The organism is Streptantibioticus cattleyicolor NRRL 8057 = DSM 46488, from assembly GCF_000240165.1.
Classification (GTDB): Bacteria; Actinomycetota; Actinomycetes; order Streptomycetales; family Streptomycetaceae; genus Streptantibioticus; species Streptantibioticus cattleyicolor.
The window spans coordinates 5468542-5484316 of record NC_017586.1 but is presented as its reverse complement, the minus strand read 5'-3'; the positions used below and the strand labels follow the sequence as shown (position 1 = coordinate 5484316).

The 15775-nt window shown below is 74.6% G+C and carries 13 protein-coding genes; 4 read left to right on the top strand and 9 right to left on the bottom strand.

The features are described from left to right. Window positions 1-27 precede the first annotated feature (27 nt). The 4 genes from SCATT_RS24015 to SCATT_RS24000 all read right to left on the bottom strand — a co-directional run bounded on the left by SCATT_RS24015 (window position 28) and on the right by SCATT_RS24000 (window position 4204). The gene (locus SCATT_RS24015; protein ID WP_014145782.1) at window positions 28-1545 is read right to left on the bottom strand and encodes an MFS transporter; all 1518 of its coding nucleotides are present in this window, start codon (window positions 1543-1545) and stop codon (window positions 28-30) included. Window positions 1546-1848: 303 nt separating this feature from the next. After that, a complete protein-coding gene (locus tag SCATT_RS24010; protein ID WP_014145781.1) occupies window positions 1849-2571 on the bottom strand; it encodes a 4'-phosphopantetheinyl transferase family protein in 723 nt (240 codons plus the stop codon). Beyond that, complete coding sequence (locus tag SCATT_RS24005; protein WP_014145780.1) at window positions 2571-3416, bottom strand: metallophosphoesterase family protein; 846 nt, start codon at window positions 3414-3416, stop codon at window positions 2571-2573. Before SCATT_RS24005 ends, SCATT_RS24010 begins: the two co-directional genes overlap by 1 nt. Window positions 3417-3547: 131 nt before the next feature. Next, window positions 3548-4204, bottom strand: a complete 657-nt coding sequence (locus SCATT_RS24000) for a TetR family transcriptional regulator (RefSeq protein ID WP_014145779.1) — start codon at window positions 4202-4204, stop codon at window positions 3548-3550. 159 nt (window positions 4205-4363) lie between these two features. Between SCATT_RS24000 and SCATT_RS39055 the strand changes: the two genes are divergently transcribed. From SCATT_RS39055 to SCATT_RS23990, 3 genes are all read left to right on the top strand, one after another. After that, window positions 4364-4522, top strand: coding sequence for a hypothetical protein (locus SCATT_RS39055; protein ID WP_014145778.1), 159 nt, complete (start codon window positions 4364-4366; stop codon window positions 4520-4522). A gap of 92 nt (window positions 4523-4614) precedes the next feature. Beyond that, window positions 4615-4899 (top strand): hypothetical protein, encoded by a 285-nt coding sequence (locus SCATT_RS23995; RefSeq protein ID WP_014145777.1) that lies wholly within the window; start codon window positions 4615-4617, stop codon window positions 4897-4899. Window positions 4900-4936: 37 nt separating this feature from the next. Continuing rightward, window positions 4937-6667, top strand: a complete 1731-nt coding sequence (locus tag SCATT_RS23990) for a bifunctional 3'-5' exonuclease/DNA polymerase (protein WP_014145776.1) — start codon at window positions 4937-4939, stop codon at window positions 6665-6667. Window positions 6668-6677: 10 nt separating this feature from the next. On the opposite strand, the gene SCATT_RS23985 is transcribed toward SCATT_RS23990, so the two are convergent. The 5 genes from SCATT_RS23985 to SCATT_RS23965 form a co-directional block, all read right to left on the bottom strand. Next, on the bottom strand, window positions 6678-7064 hold the full coding sequence (locus SCATT_RS23985) for a DUF427 domain-containing protein (RefSeq protein WP_014145775.1): 387 nt from the start codon (window positions 7062-7064) through the stop codon (window positions 6678-6680). Further along, window positions 7061-7957, bottom strand: a complete 897-nt coding sequence (locus tag SCATT_RS23980; RefSeq protein ID WP_014145774.1) for a Gfo/Idh/MocA family protein — start codon at window positions 7955-7957, stop codon at window positions 7061-7063. Before SCATT_RS23980 ends, SCATT_RS23985 begins: the two co-directional genes overlap by 4 nt. 95 nt (window positions 7958-8052) lie before the next feature. Then, window positions 8053-10569, bottom strand: coding sequence for an excinuclease ABC subunit UvrA (gene uvrA / locus SCATT_RS23975; RefSeq protein ID WP_014145773.1), 2517 nt, complete (start codon window positions 10567-10569; stop codon window positions 8053-8055). 140 nt (window positions 10570-10709) lie between these two features. Next, window positions 10710-13328 carry an MFS transporter gene (locus SCATT_RS23970; RefSeq protein WP_014145772.1) on the bottom strand — a complete coding sequence of 873 codons (2619 nt, stop codon included), beginning with the start codon at window positions 13326-13328 and terminating at the stop codon, window positions 10710-10712. Then, window positions 13325-13876, bottom strand: coding sequence for a MarR family winged helix-turn-helix transcriptional regulator (locus SCATT_RS23965; protein ID WP_014145771.1), 552 nt, complete (start codon window positions 13874-13876; stop codon window positions 13325-13327). Before SCATT_RS23965 ends, SCATT_RS23970 begins: the two co-directional genes overlap by 4 nt. A gap of 324 nt (window positions 13877-14200) precedes the next feature. Between SCATT_RS23965 and SCATT_RS23960 the strand changes: the two genes are divergently transcribed. Further along, window positions 14201-15775, top strand: coding sequence for a purple acid phosphatase family protein (locus tag SCATT_RS23960; RefSeq protein WP_014145770.1), 1575 nt, complete (start codon window positions 14201-14203; stop codon window positions 15773-15775).

Below are 15775 nucleotides of genomic sequence, written 5' to 3'. Positions count from 1 at the left end.
CGGGCGGTTCGGGGGAACGAGCGTGATTCAGGCGGGCGCCGAGGGGGTGGCCGGGCGGGGCGTGGCGGGGGCGGCCGACAGCGGGGTGGCGATCTCCTCCAGGGAGCGGCGTTCGGCGGGGACCGCGAGGAACGCCGCCACCACCCCGGCGGCGGCCATCAGTCCGGCGCCGACGCAGAACGCCAGCACCGTGTCGCCGACCACGCCGGAGCCGGTCAGGTCGGCGAAGAGCAGCGGGCCGCTGATGCCGCCGGCCGCGGTGCCGACGGCGTAGAAGAAGGCGATCGCCATCGCCCTGGTCTCCATCGGGAAGACCTCGCTGACCGTCAGATAGGCGCTGGAGGCCCCGGCGGAGGCGAGGAAGAGCACCGCGCACCAGCAGGCGGTGAGCGTCACCGCGGTCAGCCGGCCGGCGCCGAAGAGCGCGGCGGTGCCGAACAGCAGCACGGCGCTGCCCAGGTAGGTGCCGGAGATCATCGGGCGGCGGCCCACGGTGTCGAAGAGCTTGCCGAGGGCGAGCGGGCCGAGAAAGTTCCCGATGGCGATGACGGCGAAGTAGTAGCCGGTGCGGTCGGCGGGGACGGCGAAGAACCGGGTGAGGATGGCGCCGAAGCCGAAGGTGATGGCGTTGTACAGGAACGCCTGCCCGACGAAGAGGGCGAGCCCGAGGGCGGTGCGGCGCGGGTAGTGACGGAAGACGGTGCGGGCGATGACGGCGAATCCGATGTCGCGACGCTGGTGGATGGTGATCTCCCCGGCGGGGGCGGGCAGTTCGCGGCCGGTCTCCTCGGTGACCCGGCGCTCGACGTCGGCCACCAGGGCTTCCGCCTCCTCGCCGCGGCCGTGGATGAACAGCCACCGCGGGGACTCCGGCACATGGCGCCGTACCAGCAGGATGACCAGGCCCAGCAGGACGCCGAGCGCGAAGGTGAGCCGCCAGCCGAGAGCGGCCGGCAGGATGGCGGTGTCCAGCATCAGGATGGACAGCAGGGAGCCGCCGACGGCGCCGAGCCAGAAGCTGCCGTTGATGATCAGGTCGACCCGGCCACGGTGGGCGGAGGGGATCAGTTCGTCGATGGCGGAGTTGATCGCCGCGTACTCGCCGCCGATGCCGAAGCCGGTCAGGAAGCGGAAGAGGAAGAACCACCACGGCTGGAAGGACAGGCCGGTCAGCGCGGTGGCGGCCAGGTAGAGCCCGAGGGTGACCAGGAAGAGGCGTTTGCGTCCGTAGCGGTCGGTGAGCCGGCCGAAGAAGAGCGCCCCGACGCAGGCCCCGGCGACGTAGAGGGCGGCGGCGACCCCGGTGACCTGGGCGCTGGTGATGTGCAGTCCGCTGCCGGGCTGGGCCAGCCGGGAGGCGATGTTGCCCACCACGGTCACTTCGAGTCCGTCGAGGATCCATACGGTGCCGAGGCCGATCACCACCGTCCAGTGCCACCGCGACCACGGCAGCCGGTCGAGCCGGGCCGGGACCGAGGTGGTGACCGTCGCCCCGGTCGCCTGTGACGTGGCCTGTGGTTTCCGCCGTTCGCCGGCTGCTGCCATGCCGTCCTCCCTGCCGCGTCGCCCCGTTGCCTGTGTGGAGGATCGGGTGCCCCCGCCGCGGTCCGGGCATGCCGGGGCCACCCCGGCGGGGCCGTCGCCCGCCGGGGTGGCTGGTGCCGCGCCGGCCAGGGTTCGCCCCGTCGCGACGCCCGGCACGGCGCCTCGCGGCGTTGCCGGATCGACCGAGTAGGCCCCGGGGGTCCCCCCGACGGAGGCAGGGGGCGAGGCCGATCCGGCGCCTTGCGATCCACCGCACCGGACGCCGCTCCTCACCGGGCGAACCCTGGCCGGCGCGGCACCAGGTCACCCGGTGACCGCGATGGCGGTGGCGACCAGGCCGTTCCAGGTGCGCCAGCGGCCGGTGAAGCGGGTGATTTCGCGGCCGGCGACGCGGGGGCCGGGGACGGTGAGGGTGGCGGTGAAGGTGCCGTCGTCGGGGTCGGGGACGACGACGCACTCCTCGAAGCCGAGCCAGCGGCCGGTCAGCGGGAACCAGGTCTTGTAGACGCTCTCCTTGGCGGAGAACAGCAGCCGGTCCCAGCAGGTGGCCGGGTGGGCGGCGGCGAGCCGGGCGAGGTGGGGGCGTTCCTCGGGGCGGGTGACGGTCTCCAGGACGCCGTCGGGCAGCGGCTGGTTCGGTTCGGCGTCCACCCCGAGGGAGGCGACGCGGTCGTCGCGGGCGACCGCCGCGGCCCGGTAGCCGTCGCAGTGCGTCATGCTGCCGACGATCCCGGCGGGCCAGCGGGGCTCGCCCTTGGGGCCGCGCAGGATGGGCACCGGCGGTATGCCGAGGCGGCCCAGCGCGGTGCGCGCGCACATCCGTACGGTGGTGTATTCGCGGCGGCGCTTGTCGACCGCGCGGGCCACCGCCTCGGCCTCCTGCGGGAAGAGTTCGGCGTGCGGCGGGTCGGCGAAGGCCTCGGCGACCTCGACGTCCTCGGGGAGCAGGTGCGGCATGAGCCCGTCGGCGGGGCGGCCGGCGGCCGTGGTCCCCGCGGCCCGGCCGGCCGCCGCCTCGGCCGCCATCAGCGCCCCGCCCGCACGGTACGGGCGGCCGGCAGCACCCGGCGCGGGCCCTCGGGCGGACGGGGACGGTTGCGCCACTCGCGCGGGTAACCCAAGGAGACCTCCAGGTGGGGAACGCCGTCGCACTCGATGGTGCGCGGGATGTGCAGATGGCCGTAGACCACCGCGGCGGCCCGGTAGCGCACGTGCCAGTCGGCGGTGGACTCGGTGCCGCACCACTGGGCGAACTGCGGGTAGCGCAGCACCCGGGTGGGCTCGCGGACCAGCGGGAAGTGGTTGACGAGCACGGTGGGCACGGTGGGGTCCACCGCGTCCAGCCGGGCCTTGGTGTACGCCAGCCGGGCCCGGCACCACGCGTCCCGGGTGGGGTACGGGTCGGGGTGCAGCAGGTGTTCGTCGGTGCAGACGATGCCGCTCTCGTACGCGATGGCCAGCCCTTCCTCCTTGGTGCGGGCGCCCTCGGGACGGAAGGTGTAGTCGTAGAGCACGAACAGCGGGGCGACGACGACCGGGCCGTCGGGGCCGGTCCACGTCGGGTACGGGTCCTCGGGGGTGACCACGCCGAAGCCGCGCAGGGCGTCGACGAGGTGGCGGTAGCGGGCGTCGCCGCGCAGTTGCACCGGGTCGTCCTGCGGGGTCCACAGTTCGTGGTTGCCCGGTGCCCACACCACGGTGCCGAAGCGCGCGGCGAGCAGTTCCATGGCCCACAGGATGTCGGTGGTGCGCTCCCCCACGTCGCCGGCGACGATCAGCCAGTCGTCGTCGGACTCGGGGCGCAGCCCCTCGACGATCTCCCGGTTCTCGGTGTGCCGGACGTGCAGATCGCTGATGGCGAGCAGGCTCATGGCAGCCGCCCGCCGGGTTCGTCGGTTGCCTCTGACCGGCTGTGGCCCACGTCGCCTCCCTGGCTGGTTCTTCTTCCGCGCAGGCTCAGCCTACGGTCAAGTGGGGTGCGCGGGGCGGGCGATGGGGGTGGTCAGCCGTCGAGCCAGTGGCTGCGGCCGAGGTGGATCAGGCGCAGCTGGCGGCGGGCGGCGTCGGCGATGGCCTCGGTGGCGGCCGGGTCGTCGGGCGGGGCCTCCAGGAACGCGGCGGCGGTGAGCACCATGTGGTCGACGTAGAGGTCGGCGAGCATGCGCAGATCGGAGCCGGTCCAGCCGTCCGATTCCGGTCGGTCGGCCAGGTCGCCGGCCAAGTCGTCGGCGAACAGGGCGAGTTCGGCGGCGATGGCCTCGCGTACCCGGCGTACCCCGCCGTGGCGTTCGCGGGCGATGAAGCGGAAGTGGGCGCGGTGGTCGTGGACGTAGGCGGCGATCACCTCGACGGTGCCGTCGATCATCTCGTCCGGGCGGGCCCGCCGGCCGCGCAGGGCGCGGACGAGTTCGCGCAGGGAGCCGAAGGACTCCTCGACGAGGGCGACGCCGAGGTCCTCCATGTCGCGGAAGTGCCGGTAGAAGCCGGCCGGGGCGACGCCCACCTCGCGGGTGACGGCGCGCAGGCCGAGGCTGGACAGGCTCTGGTGTTCCAGCAGCCGCAGCCCGGCGTCGAGCAGGGCCTGGCGGGTGCGCTGCTTCTGGGCCTGGCGGGCGCCGAGCGGCTTGGGGCCCGGCGGGGCTCCGATGGTGTGACTCACATCATCCAGTAAACAATCGTTCTCCCAAATGCGCCAGGGTAGGCTGGAGTTGTCAGTGAACAGTTGTCATCCCACTTGTTCACCGAGTGCGCGTCCGGGTGAGCCGGACGCGCCGCCAGGCTCGTTCGACGTCCACCGCTGATCGCAGAAAGGTCCGTCATGGCTCTGGCACTGATCGTGATCGCCCTCGGCACGCTCTTCGGCGCCGCCGCGTACGCGCCCGCCTCCGTCTTGGTGCTGGCCGCGCTGGTCATCGGCGGCTGGCTGCTGGCGTTCGCGGTGCGCGAGCGGGCCGGCCGGGCGAAGCAGCAGCACTGACGGCGGCCGGTCCGCCGGAGCACCGGCGGACCGGCCGCGCCGACTCCTCGTCCAGGGAAGTGGTCCCCGTGACGCCCAGGGAAGTGAACTCCGTGACCTCCGCGACCTCCGCGCGCACCACCCGTACCCCCGCCTCCCCCCGGCAGGACGCCGACGGGCCCGCCGTCGCCTCGTTCGTCATCGGGCTGCTCGGCACCTTCCTGTTCAACGCGGTCTTCGGGCCGCTGGCCATCGTGCTGGCCTGCGTCTCGCTGGGGCGCGGCACCCGGCGCCGGGGACGGGCGCTGCTCGGGCTCGCCCTCGGGGTCGCCGACATCGTGATCCTCGCGGTGCTCATCGCCACCCGGCAGTCCGTCGACTTCGCCCCCGGCTTCTGACGCCCCGGCTGTCCGACCCACCGCATACGCTCGGCGGATGACCTCCGTACCGTCCGGCAGACCCGACCCGCCGCCCGCGTCCGCGGCGGCCTCGGCACGGGTGGCGGTGGCCCCCGATCCGGTGGGCCCGGGCGGCCGGCTCCAGCCGCTGGCCGACGACGGCACCCCGCTCGGCCCGCCGCGCACCGTGCCCGACCTGGCCCGGGCGGTCGCCGAACGGGAGGCCGAAGGGCCGCCGCGCTGGGTGTGGGCCGCCACCGACGAGCTGTACGCCCGGCTGCTGGACCGGCTCCCGGTGCGCCTCGCCCGCTGCCACGACCTCAAGCTCGTCGAGGCCCTGCTGCTGGGGTACGAGGAGCGGCACGCCCGGCCGCGTTCGCTCGGCGCCGCCTGGGCCCGGCTGCACGGTCTGCCCGAGCCCGCCGACCCGCGCGAGTCCGGCGCCGACGACCAGCCGGCGCTCTTCGCCGCCGACCGCCACCGGCTGCCGCCCGGCACCGACCACCTGGCCGCCGTCGTCGCCGTGCACGCCGCCCAGCTCGGCCGGGTCGCCGAGGCCGGGCACCCCGGCCGGCTGCGGGTGTTGTGCGCCGCCGAGTCGGCCGGGGCGCTGGCCGCGGTGGAGATGGGCCGGGACGGGCTGCCGTGGAGCGCCGACGAACACGACGCCGTCCTCACCTCGCTGCTCGGGCCGCGCCCGGCCGGCACCGCCCGCCCCGAGGTGCTCGGCCGGCTCACCGAGGAGTTCCAGCGGGCCGTCGGCGCCCCGGTCAACCCCGACTCGCCGGCCCAGGTGCTGGCGGCCTTCGCGCGCTCGGGGGTGGCGCTGCCCTCGACCCGTTCGCACGTGCTGCGCGAGTCCCGCCATCCGGCGGCGGCCGTGCTGCTGCGGTACAAGGAGCTGTCCCGGATCCACTCCGCGCACGGCTGGGCGTGGCGTGAGCAGTGGGTGCGCGGCGGCCGGTTCCGCCCGGAGTACGTGGTGGGCGGGGTGGTCTCGGGGCGCTGGGCCACCCGGGGCGGCGGGGCGTTGCAGATCCCCCGGCTGCTGCGTCCGGCGGTGCGGGCCGATCCGGGGCACCGGCTGGTGGTGGCCGACGCCGGGCAGTTGGAGCCCCGGGTGCTGGCCGCGCTGTCCGGCGACCCCGGTCTGGTGCGCGCCGCGGCCGGCGGCGACCTGTACGCGGGGCTGGCCCGGGCCGCGTTCGACGGCGACCGGTCGCGGGCGAAGATCGGGCTGCTCGCCGCGATGTACGGGCAGACCGGCGGCGAGGCGGGCCGGCTGGTGGCCGAGTTGCGCCGGCGGTTCCCGGCCGCGATGGAGCTGCTGGAGGCCACCGCGCGCACCGGCGAGGCCGGCGGCACCGTCCGCTCCCGGCTGGGCCGCACCTCACCGCGGCCGGCCGACGACTGGCAGCAGGCGGCAGCCGGGGCCGCGGGGGACGAGGAGGATGCCTCGCCGGCCCAGCGGGCGGCGCGGGCGTGGGGCCGTTTCACCCGCAACTTCGTCGTCCAGGCCAGCGCCGCCGACTGGGCGCTGGCGCTGCTGGCCGCGCTCCGCCGCCGGCTGGCCGGCTCCCCCGGGGCGCGGCTGGTCTTCTTCGTGCACGACGAGGTCGTCGTGCACTGCCCCGCCGCCCTCGCCCCGGTGGTGGCCTCGGCCGTCACGGACGCCGCGGCGGAGGCCACCGCGCTGGTCTTCGGCCCGACCCCGGTGCCGTTCCCGCTGGGCACGCAGGTGGTGGAGTGTTACGCGGACGCCAAGTGAGGCGCCCCGCTCACGCCCCGGGGGCGGCCGGGGGCTCGCCCTCCACGGTGATCCGGGCCACCGTGTCGTAGAACGACAAGTGGCCCTTGATCAGGGCGACTTCGGGGAGCGGGTCGGGGTAGGCCCACACCACGTCGCGGTGTTCGGAGCCGTCCTCGCCACGGTACGTCCAGTAGGCCGCCTCGCCCTTGAAGGGGCAGGTGGTGCGGGTGGCGGTGGGCTCGAAGAGGGTGAGGTCGACGTCGTCGGGGGGCAGGTAGTAGCGGATCGGCAGCCCGGTCTCGCGCAGGACGACCGGGCGCCGGGTGTCGGCGACCACCTGGCCGTCGATGACCACCCGGACGTGCTGGGTGCTGGGCGCCACGGTGACGTGGTGGCCCTTGGTGCGTTCGGTCACGGGGTTTCCCTCCGGAGGGTGAGGTGGCCCGCCTGGGCGAGCAGTTGGGTGACGCGCAGCGCGAAGCGCGGGTCGCAGGGGTGCGGGCGGCCGGTACGGGCGGCCTCGGCGAGCGCGTCCACCGCCCGCCGCAGCGCCGGTACCGGCCCCTCGCCGTCGTCCGCCGGCAGCGTGGCCACGCCGTGGTCGCCGCGCAGTTCCACGGTGACCCCGGCGGCGGCGGGCGGCGCGGTGAGGCTGAGGGTGAGGCTGCTGGCGGCGCCGCGGTCGTGGCGCAGGAACAACTGCGTGGTGTCCCCGGGGCCGTGCGCCGCGGTCACCTCCACCACGTCGCCGAGCACCGGCAGCAGCACCGAGAGGGCGTGCGGCCCCACGTCCCACAGCGCGCCGTGCTCGCGGCGCCACGGGGAGGCGGCGTACGGGCTGGCCGTATCGGCGGTGAAGACCGCGGCGAGCCAGTCGGCCCGGGCGGTGAACCAGCCGCCGAGCGCGGCCTGCCGGTCCAGCCACTCCTGGACGGCGGGCCGGAACCGCAGCGTGAAGAAGACCACCGCGGCCACCTGGGCGTCGTCCACCGCGTCGGCCACCCGCCGGGCCTGCTCCACGGTGAGCGCCAGCGGCTTGTCGAGCAGCAGGTGGCGGCCGGCCCGGGCGGCGCGCACCGCGAGGTCCGGCTGGACGTCCGGCGGGAGGGCGAGGGCCACCGCGTCGCTCGCCGCCACCAGCGCGTCGGCGTCCCGGTAGGCGGTGGTGGCGTACTCCTCGGCGAGGGCGGCGGCGGCTTCCGGGCGGCGGCCCCACACCCCGGTGAACTCCACGTCCGGGTGGCCGGCGAGGGCGGGCGCGTGGGCGCGCCGGGCCCAGGGTCCGGTGCCCAGCAGTCCGATGCGCACGGGGCGTCCTCCTTCGTCGGCGGCGTCGCGGGTGGCCGGTGCGTACTCGCGCCGGGTGCGCCGCCCGCCGCGGTTCCTTCCCGTTGCCGCCGGTTTCACTCGCCGGGGCGGAGCCGGGCGGCGAGATAGGGCGCGGTGCGGCTGCCGGAGACGCGGGCGACCCGCCGGGGCGGTCCGGCGGCGACGATCCTCCCGCCGGCGTCGCCGCCGCCGGGGCCGAGGTCGATCACCCAGTCGGCGGCGGCGACCACGTCCATGTCGTGTTCGACGACGACCACCGTGTTGCCGGAGTCGGCCAGCCGGCGCAGTTGCCGCAGCAGCACCTCGGTGTCGGCCGGGTGGAGGCCGGTGGTGGGTTCGTCGAGCAGGTAGACGGTGTGACCGCGGTGGGCGCGCTGGAGTTCGGCGGCGAGCTTGATGCGCTGGGCCTCGCCGCCGGAGAGTTCGGTGGCGGGCTGGCCGAGTCTGAGGTAGCCGAGGCCGACCTCGCGCAGGGTGCGCAGGGCGCGGGCGGCGGCGGGTACGTCGGCCAGGAACTCCGAGGCCGTCTCCACGGTCATCCGCAGCACGTCGGCGACGGTCGCGCCGCGGTAGGTGACCTCCAGGGTCTCGGGGGCGTAGCGGGTGCCGTGGCACTGCGGGCAGGGGGCGTAGGTGCCGGGCAGGAAGAGCAGTTCGACGGCGATGAACCCCTCGCCCTGGCAGTTCTCGCAGCGCCCGCCGGGCACGTTGAACGAGAACCGGCCGGCCCCGTAGCCGCGGGCGCGGGCCTGCTCGGTGGCGGCGAAGACCTTGCGGACCGCGTCGAAGAGCCCGGTGTAGGTGGCGAGGTTGGAGCGCGGGGTGCGGCCGATGGGCTTCTGGTCGACGCGGACCAGCCGGTCGACGGCTTCCAGTCCCTCGGCGGTGACGGCGGCCCCGTCCACGGTGGCGGCCGGCCCCTCCTCGTCCTCCGGGGCCGGTGCCGGGGTGCCCAGGTGGGCGGCGAGCGCCCCGGCGAGGACCTGGCCGACCAGGGTCGACTTGCCGGAGCCGGAGACCCCGGTGACGGCGGTGAGCACGCCGAGCGGGACGTCGGCGTCGAGGCCGCGCAGGTTGTGCCGGGTGACCCCGCGCAGCCGCAGCCATCCGGTGGGCTCGCGGGGGGCGGCGGGGACGGTACCGGGGCCGGCGTCGGGGAAGAGGAAGCGGCGGGTCGCGGAGTCCGGTACGCCGGCCAGCCCCGCGACCGGGCCGCAGTAGAGCACCTGGCCGCCGTGTTCGCCGGCCGCGGGGCCGACGTCCACGATCCAGTCGGCGCGGCGCACCAGGTCCATGTCGTGCTCGACGACGAAGAGCGAGTTGCCGGCCGCCTTGAGCCGGTCCAGGACGGTGAGCAGGGCGGCGGTGTCGGCTGGGTGGAGGCCGGCCGAGGGCTCGTCCAGGACGTAGACGACGCCGAAGAGGCCGGAGCGCAACTGGGTGGCCAGGCGCAGCCGTTGGAGTTCGCCCGGGGAGAGGGTGGGGGTGGGGCGGTCGGTGGCCAGGTAGCCCAGGCCCAGTTCGGTCAGGACGTCGATGCGGGCGACCAGGTCGCGGGCGAGGGTGGCGGCGGCGTGGTCGCCGGGCGCGTCGGCGGTGGGCCGCAGCACCCGGGCCAGTTCGGCCAGCGGCAGCGCGGCCAGTTCGGCGATGGAGCGTCCGGCGAAGGTGACCTCCAGCGCCTCGGGGCGCAGCCGGCGGCCGTGACAGGTGGGGCAGGCGGCGCTGACCAGGAAGCGTTCGGCGCGGGCGCGCAGGGTCGCGCTGCGGGATTCGGCGAAGGTGCGCAGCACGTACCGCCGGGCGCTGCTGTAGGTGCCCTGGTAGGGGCGCTGGATGCGGTCGGCGTCGCGTACCGGGTGGACGGTGACCACCGGCTGCTCGTCGGTGAAGAGAATCCATTCGCGCTGCTCGGCGGGGAGTTCGCGCCAGGGGCGGTCGATGTCGTACCCGAGGGCGTCCAGGATGTCGCGGAGGTTCTTGCCCTGCCAGGCGCCGGGCCAGGCGGCGATGGCGCCCTGACGGATCGTCAGGTCCGGGTCGGGGACGAGGGATTCCTCGGTCACCCGGTGCACGGTGCCCAGGCCGTGGCACTCGGGGCAGGCGCCGGCCGCGGTGTTGGGCGAGAAGGCGTCGGAGTCCAGGCGCCCGGTGGCCTGCGGCGGGTAGTCGCCGGCCCGGGAGTAGAGCATGCGCAGCAGGTTGGAGACGGTGGTGACGGTGCCCACCGAGGAACGGGAGGTCGGTGCCGTTCTGCGTTGTTCCAGCGCGACCGCGGGCGGCAGTCCGCTGACGGCGGCCACCTTGGGCGCCCCCACCTGGTGGATCAGCCGGCGGGCGTAGGGGGCGACGGATTCGAAGTAGCGGCGCTGCGCCTCGGCGTAGACGGTGCCGAACGCCAGCGAGGACTTGCCGGAGCCGGAGACGCCGGTGAAGACGACCAGGGCGTCGCGCGGCAGGTCGGCGTCGACGTTGCGCAGGTTGTGCTCGCGGGCGCCGCGTACCCGTACGTAGGGGTCGTGCGCCTGGACGCCGGGCGGCGGGCCGGGGGGCCGGGCGGGGTCCGGGGTGGTGGCTGGCCGGTGGGTCATGGGGTGCGGGTGGCTCCGGTTCGGGGGCGGCACGGCGGCGTGCGGGCGTTTCGCCCGGATTCTACGGCGAGGGCGCGGCGGGAACGACGGCGCCCGCCCCGGCGGGGCCGGGGCGGGCGTCGACTGTGCCTGACGTTGTGTCAGTTGGCCGGGTCGTGTCCGAGGTCCACGTCGAACTCGGTGCGGCCCGGGCCGTCTATCCGCAGCGGGGTGGCCACCGGGGCGTAGCCGCTGGCTATCACGGTGTATTCGCCGCCGTCGAGGTCGGAGAAGCCGTAGACGCCGTCGGCACCGGTGATCGCGGTGCCCACCACGTTGCCGGCCGGGTCGACCAGGGTCACCCGGGCGTCGTCCACCGGCTGCCCCTGCGGGGTGAGCACGGTGCCGCCGATCCGGGCGCCGGCCGCCAGCCGCACCTCGTACCAGTTGGGCGTACCGGGGGTCACCTCGACCGGCAGGGCGGCCGGGCGGTGGCCCTCGGCGCTCACCGCGAGGGTGTAGACGCCGGGGACCAGCTCGCCGAAGGTGAAGCCGCCGTCGGCACCGGCCGCGCCGGAGGCGACGACCTCGCCGCGGACGTCGGTGGCGACCACCAGGGCGCCGGGCACCGGGGCGCCGCCGGCCTCCTGACGAACCTCACCGGCCAGGCCCGCGGCGCCGGCCAGCACCAGGTCGAACGGGACCGGGGCGTCGCCGACCACCACGGTGGCCGCCTGCGGCTGGCGGGCGCCGGCCGAGCCGATCAGCACGTAGGTGCCGGCGCCGGGGGTGGCGATCGCGTAGCCGCCGTCCTCACCGGTGACGGTGCGGCCGAGCTGACGGCCGCCGGCGTCGATCAGGGTGACCACAGCCTGCGCCACCGGGTGGCCCTCGCCGTCCCGGACGGACCCGGTCACCGCCGGACCGGTGGCCGGGGCGACCGCGTCCAGCACCGCGGTGGTGGCCGGCGCGGGCTGCGGGGCCGGTTCCGGCCGGGGTCCGGCCCGGTGGGCGCCGCCGCCGCGCGGGGCGGGCAGTTCGGCGGTGGTGGCGACGCCCTCGGGGGCACCGCCGCCCTCGCCGCCGGCCGCGTTCTCGGCCTCCGCGGCGGCCCGCGCCTGGAGGCCGGAGACCTGGCGCAGCGGCACCTCCTTGACGAAGAGCACCAGCACGAAGGCGACCGCGATGACGATGGCGCCGAGCAGGAAGACCCCGTGCATCGAGTCGGCGAAGCCCTGCTTGAACGGGGCGCCCAGCCGCGGGTCCAGCTTCTGGATGAAGGAGGAGTCGCTGAGCACGCCGCCGCCGGAGCCGGCCGCACCGGGGTGCTTGAGCATCATCAGCACCGGCTTGTTGGCCGGGTCGCTCAGGACCGCCGGGTCGTGCAGCGCGGCCTGGAACGAGGCGGTGCCGGCGGCCGAGCGGAACGCCGAGGCGATCTTGTCACCGACGCTGCTGAAGAGCACCGACAGGAAGATCGCGGTACCCGCGGTGGCGCCCATCTGCCGGAAGAAGGTGGACGAGGCGGTCGCCACACCCATGTCCTTCGGCGGCACCGCGTTCTGCACCGCCAGCACCAGCGTCTGCATGCAGCAACCCAGGCCGAGGCCGAAGACGAGCATGTAGACCATGGTCTGCCACAGCGGGGTGTCCCACTGGACCTCGAAGTGGAACAGGAGCATCGCGGCGACCATCAGCGCGGTGCCGATGACGGGGAAGATCTTGTAGCGGCCGGTCTTGGAGGTGATCTGGCCGCTGACCACCGAGGCGATCATCATGCCGAGCATCAGCGGCAGCATCTCCAGGCCGGACTTGGTGGGGCTGGCGCCCTTCACGATCTGGAGGTACTGCGGGATCATCAGCATGCCGCCGAACATGCCCATGCCGATCAGCACGGAGAGCAGGCTGGTCTTGCTGAAGGTGCCGTTGCGGAAGAGCCGCATCGGGATCAGCGCGTCGTCGCCGACCCAGCGCTCGACGAAGACCCAGGCGATGATGCCGACCACGCCGATCGCGTAGCACAGGATCGAGCGGGTGGAGCCCCAGCCCCACTCCCGGCCCTGCTCGGCGACGAGCAGCAGCGGCACCACGCCGATGGCGATGGTGACCGCGCCCCACCAGTCGATGCGGTGGTCGCGGCGGGTGTGCGGCAGGTTGAGCACCTTGGCGACGACGAAGAGCGCGATGACGCCGATCGGCACGTTGACCAGGAAGACCCAGCGCCAGCCGGTGATGCCCAGCAGGGTGCTCTGGCCGGCCAGGAAGCCGCCGATGAGCGGGCCGGCCACGCTGGAGGTGGCGAAGACACCGAGCATGTAGCCCTGGTAACGGGCGCGCTCGCGGGGCGGCACGATGTCACCGATGATCGCCAGCGCCAACGACATCAGACCACCGGCACCCAGACCCTGGAAGGCCCGGAAGGCGGCCAGCTCGGTCATCGAGGTGGAGAAGGTGCACGCCGCCGAGCCGATCACGAAGATGGTGATGGCGGAGAGGTAGTAGGGCTTGCGGCCGTGCAGGTCGGACAGCTTGCCGTACAGCGGGGTGGCGATCGTCGAGGTGATCAGGTAGGCCGTGGTCGCCCACGCCTGCTGGCTGAGGCCGTGCAGGTCGTCGGCTATGGTCCGGATCGAGGTGCTGACGATCGTCTGGTCCAGCGCGGCCAGGAACATGCCCAGCATCAGACCGCTGAGGATGGTCAGGATCTGCCGGTGGCTCAACGCCCCTGGCGGGGCCGCCGCCGTTGCTCCCCCGGTCGGCGGGGACGCGGTAGTGCTCATACTCGTATGTCTCCCTGCTCCGCCGCGCTGCCCGGGACCTTGCCGGGGCACTGCGTCGCCTGTTGTTGTTCCACCAAGTCGTTGTTGAGGCGTGCCAGCAGCCTGATCAGGTCGGCACGGTCCTGCGGTGACCACGTCCGAAGCAGGCTGGCGAGTTCGCTGTCCCGCTGCTTGCGGTACATCTCGAAGGCGGCCCGTCCGCTCTCGGTCGCCGACAGCAGCGAGCCGCGCCGGTCCTCCGGGTCGGGGTGGCGTGCCACCAGGCCGCGCTCGACCAGCGAGCGGACCTGGCGGCTGACCGTCGACAGGTCGAGGAAGGCGTCGGCGGCCAGGTCCGTCGCCCTCCGCTCCCCTCCGAGCACCAGCCGGGCGAGCAGGACCCGGTCGGCCGCCCCGGGCTCGTGCTTGGCGCGCTGCTTCCAGGCCGCGATCAGCCGGGTGAACCGGACGATCTCGGTCCCCAGTCCGGCCGCCGCGTCGGCCAGGCTCGACGCGGCCGTGACCTCCGGGGTGGCCGGAACGCCGCCATGGACCGTCCCCTTGTCCATCGCCCTCCGCTTTCGTACGTCATACCCTGAACATCAAGTTCGGTGTGTCATGTCATGTCGCGCATGTCATGTCCGGTGCGTCGCCATCGGTACGCTGTGTCCGGTACGTCATGTCGGAATCGTGGTGCGGGAGAATGCGGCACCACCGCGCATTGCTTGTGCCCAGCAAGCATAGCGTGAAACGACACTGCTTGGTGCACACAACCTTGGACCGGGGTCCGGCGGCGGAGGGGGCCCGGGCACCGGCGGACTTCGCCGTGGTGTCGCCTGCCGCACGCCCGGGGGACGCGTCACGGCAACCGCGCGTCGGCATCGTCGTGGCACATGAGTCGTAGCGAAACCTCCGTCTCCCGCCGCGGGCTGCTCGCCGCGGCCGGGGCCGGCGCCTCCGCGCTCGCGGTGCCCTCCCCCGCGGCGGCCTCCCCCTCGGTGGCCGGCGCCCCCTCCCCGCTCCTGCTGCGCGGCCCGAGCCGGCTGGACGCCCCGTCGCTGAGCGGGGTGCACCTCCAGTTCGGCGCCGACGCCGCCACCGAGGCCACCGTCTCCTGGCAGACCCCCATCCCGGTACGCAGGCCCCGGGTGCTGCTCGGCACCGTCGGCGACGGCGTCGGCCACAGCGTCGCGGCGCACACCAGGACGTACCGGGACCCGGTGACCGGCGAGGAGGTCCACGCCCACCACGCCCGCCTCACCGGCCTGCGCCCGGAGACCGAGTACCTGTACGTGGCCGTGCACGACGGGGCCACCCCGGAAGCGGGCACGCTGCGCACCGCGCCGCGCGGCCGGCGTCCGTTCACCTTCACCAGCTTCGGCGACCAGGCCACCCCACAGGTCAACAAGGCCCAGGGCAACGGGCTGTGGGGCCAGGACAACTTCGGCTCGCAGTACGCCGGGGACACCACCAGCGCGGTGGAGCGCGTCGCGCCCCTGTTCCACCTGCTCAACGGGGACCTGTGCTACGCGCAACTGTCGGCCGACCCGACCCGGGTGTGGCGCGACTGGTTCGCCAACAACAGCCGCTCGGCCCGGAACCGGCCGTGGATGCCGGCCGCCGGCAACCACGAGAACGAGCTGGGCAACGGCCCGATCGGCTTCCGCGGCTACCAGACCTACTTCGACCTGCCCGGCAACGGCGCCGAGGAGGAGTTCCGGGGGCTGTGGTACGCCTTCACGGCCGGCTCGGTGCGGGTGATCGTGCTGCAGAACGACGACGTGGCCTACCAGGACGCCGGCGGCTCCTACATCCACGGCTACTCCGGCGGCGCCCAGCAGCGCTGGCTCGAACGCGAACTGCGGCGCACCCGGGCCGACGCGGACATCGACTGGATCGTGGTCTGCATGCACCAAGTGGTCATCTCCACCGCCGACTTCAACGGCGCCGACCTCGGGGTGCGTCAGGCGTGGCTGCCGCTGTTCGACCGGTACGGGGTCGACCTGGTGGTCTGCGGCCACGAACACCACTACGAGCGGTCACTGCCGATCCGCGGTCAGCTGCCCAACGCCACGGCGACCCCGATACCGGTCTCCACCGACCGCGCGGTGGCCGACACCGGCAAGGGCACGGTGCACCTGGTGATCGGCGGCGGCGGGATGGGCATCAGCTCCAACGGCAAGCTCGGCGACCGGCCCTCCGCCAAGGTGATCGTGGCCCGCGGCGACACCCGGACGCCCGGCCCCAACGGCCACTACCAGCCCGTCTACGTCCACGAGGAGGCCCCGTGGTCGGCCTTCCGGGACAAGGAGAACCCGTACGGGTTCTGCGCCTTCGACGTCGACCCGGGAACGCCGGGCGGCCGGACCCGGATCCACGTCACCTACTACGCGGTGACCGGCCCGGCCGGGGCGATGGTGCCGGTGGACCGGTTCACCCTGGAACGGCCGCGGCGCGACGCGCGCTGA

Excerpts from the sequence above, each read along its gene's own strand:
- SCATT_RS24005 (WP_014145780.1), bottom strand. The coding sequence starts at position 3,416 with ATGAGCCTGCTCGCCATCAGCGATCTGCACGTCCGGCACACCGAGAAC.
- uvrA (WP_014145773.1), bottom strand. The coding sequence starts at position 10,569 with ATGACCCACCGGCCAGCCACCACCCCGGACCCCGCCCGGCCCCCCGGC.
- SCATT_RS24015 (WP_014145782.1), bottom strand. The coding sequence starts at position 1,545 with ATGGCAGCAGCCGGCGAACGGCGGAAACCACAGGCCACGTCACAGGCG.
- SCATT_RS23970 (WP_014145772.1), bottom strand. The coding sequence starts at position 13,328 with ATGAGCACTACCGCGTCCCCGCCGACCGGGGGAGCAACGGCGGCGGCC.
- SCATT_RS24010 (WP_014145781.1), bottom strand. The coding sequence starts at position 2,571 with ATGGCGGCCGAGGCGGCGGCCGGCCGGGCCGCGGGGACCACGGCCGCC.
- SCATT_RS23965 (WP_014145771.1), bottom strand. The coding sequence starts at position 13,876 with ATGGACAAGGGGACGGTCCATGGCGGCGTTCCGGCCACCCCGGAGGTC.
- SCATT_RS23990 (WP_014145776.1), top strand. The coding sequence starts at position 4,937 with ATGACCTCCGTACCGTCCGGCAGACCCGACCCGCCGCCCGCGTCCGCG.
- SCATT_RS23960 (WP_014145770.1), top strand. The coding sequence starts at position 14,201 with ATGAGTCGTAGCGAAACCTCCGTCTCCCGCCGCGGGCTGCTCGCCGCG.
- SCATT_RS39055 (WP_014145778.1), top strand. The coding sequence starts at position 4,364 with ATGGCTCTGGCACTGATCGTGATCGCCCTCGGCACGCTCTTCGGCGCC.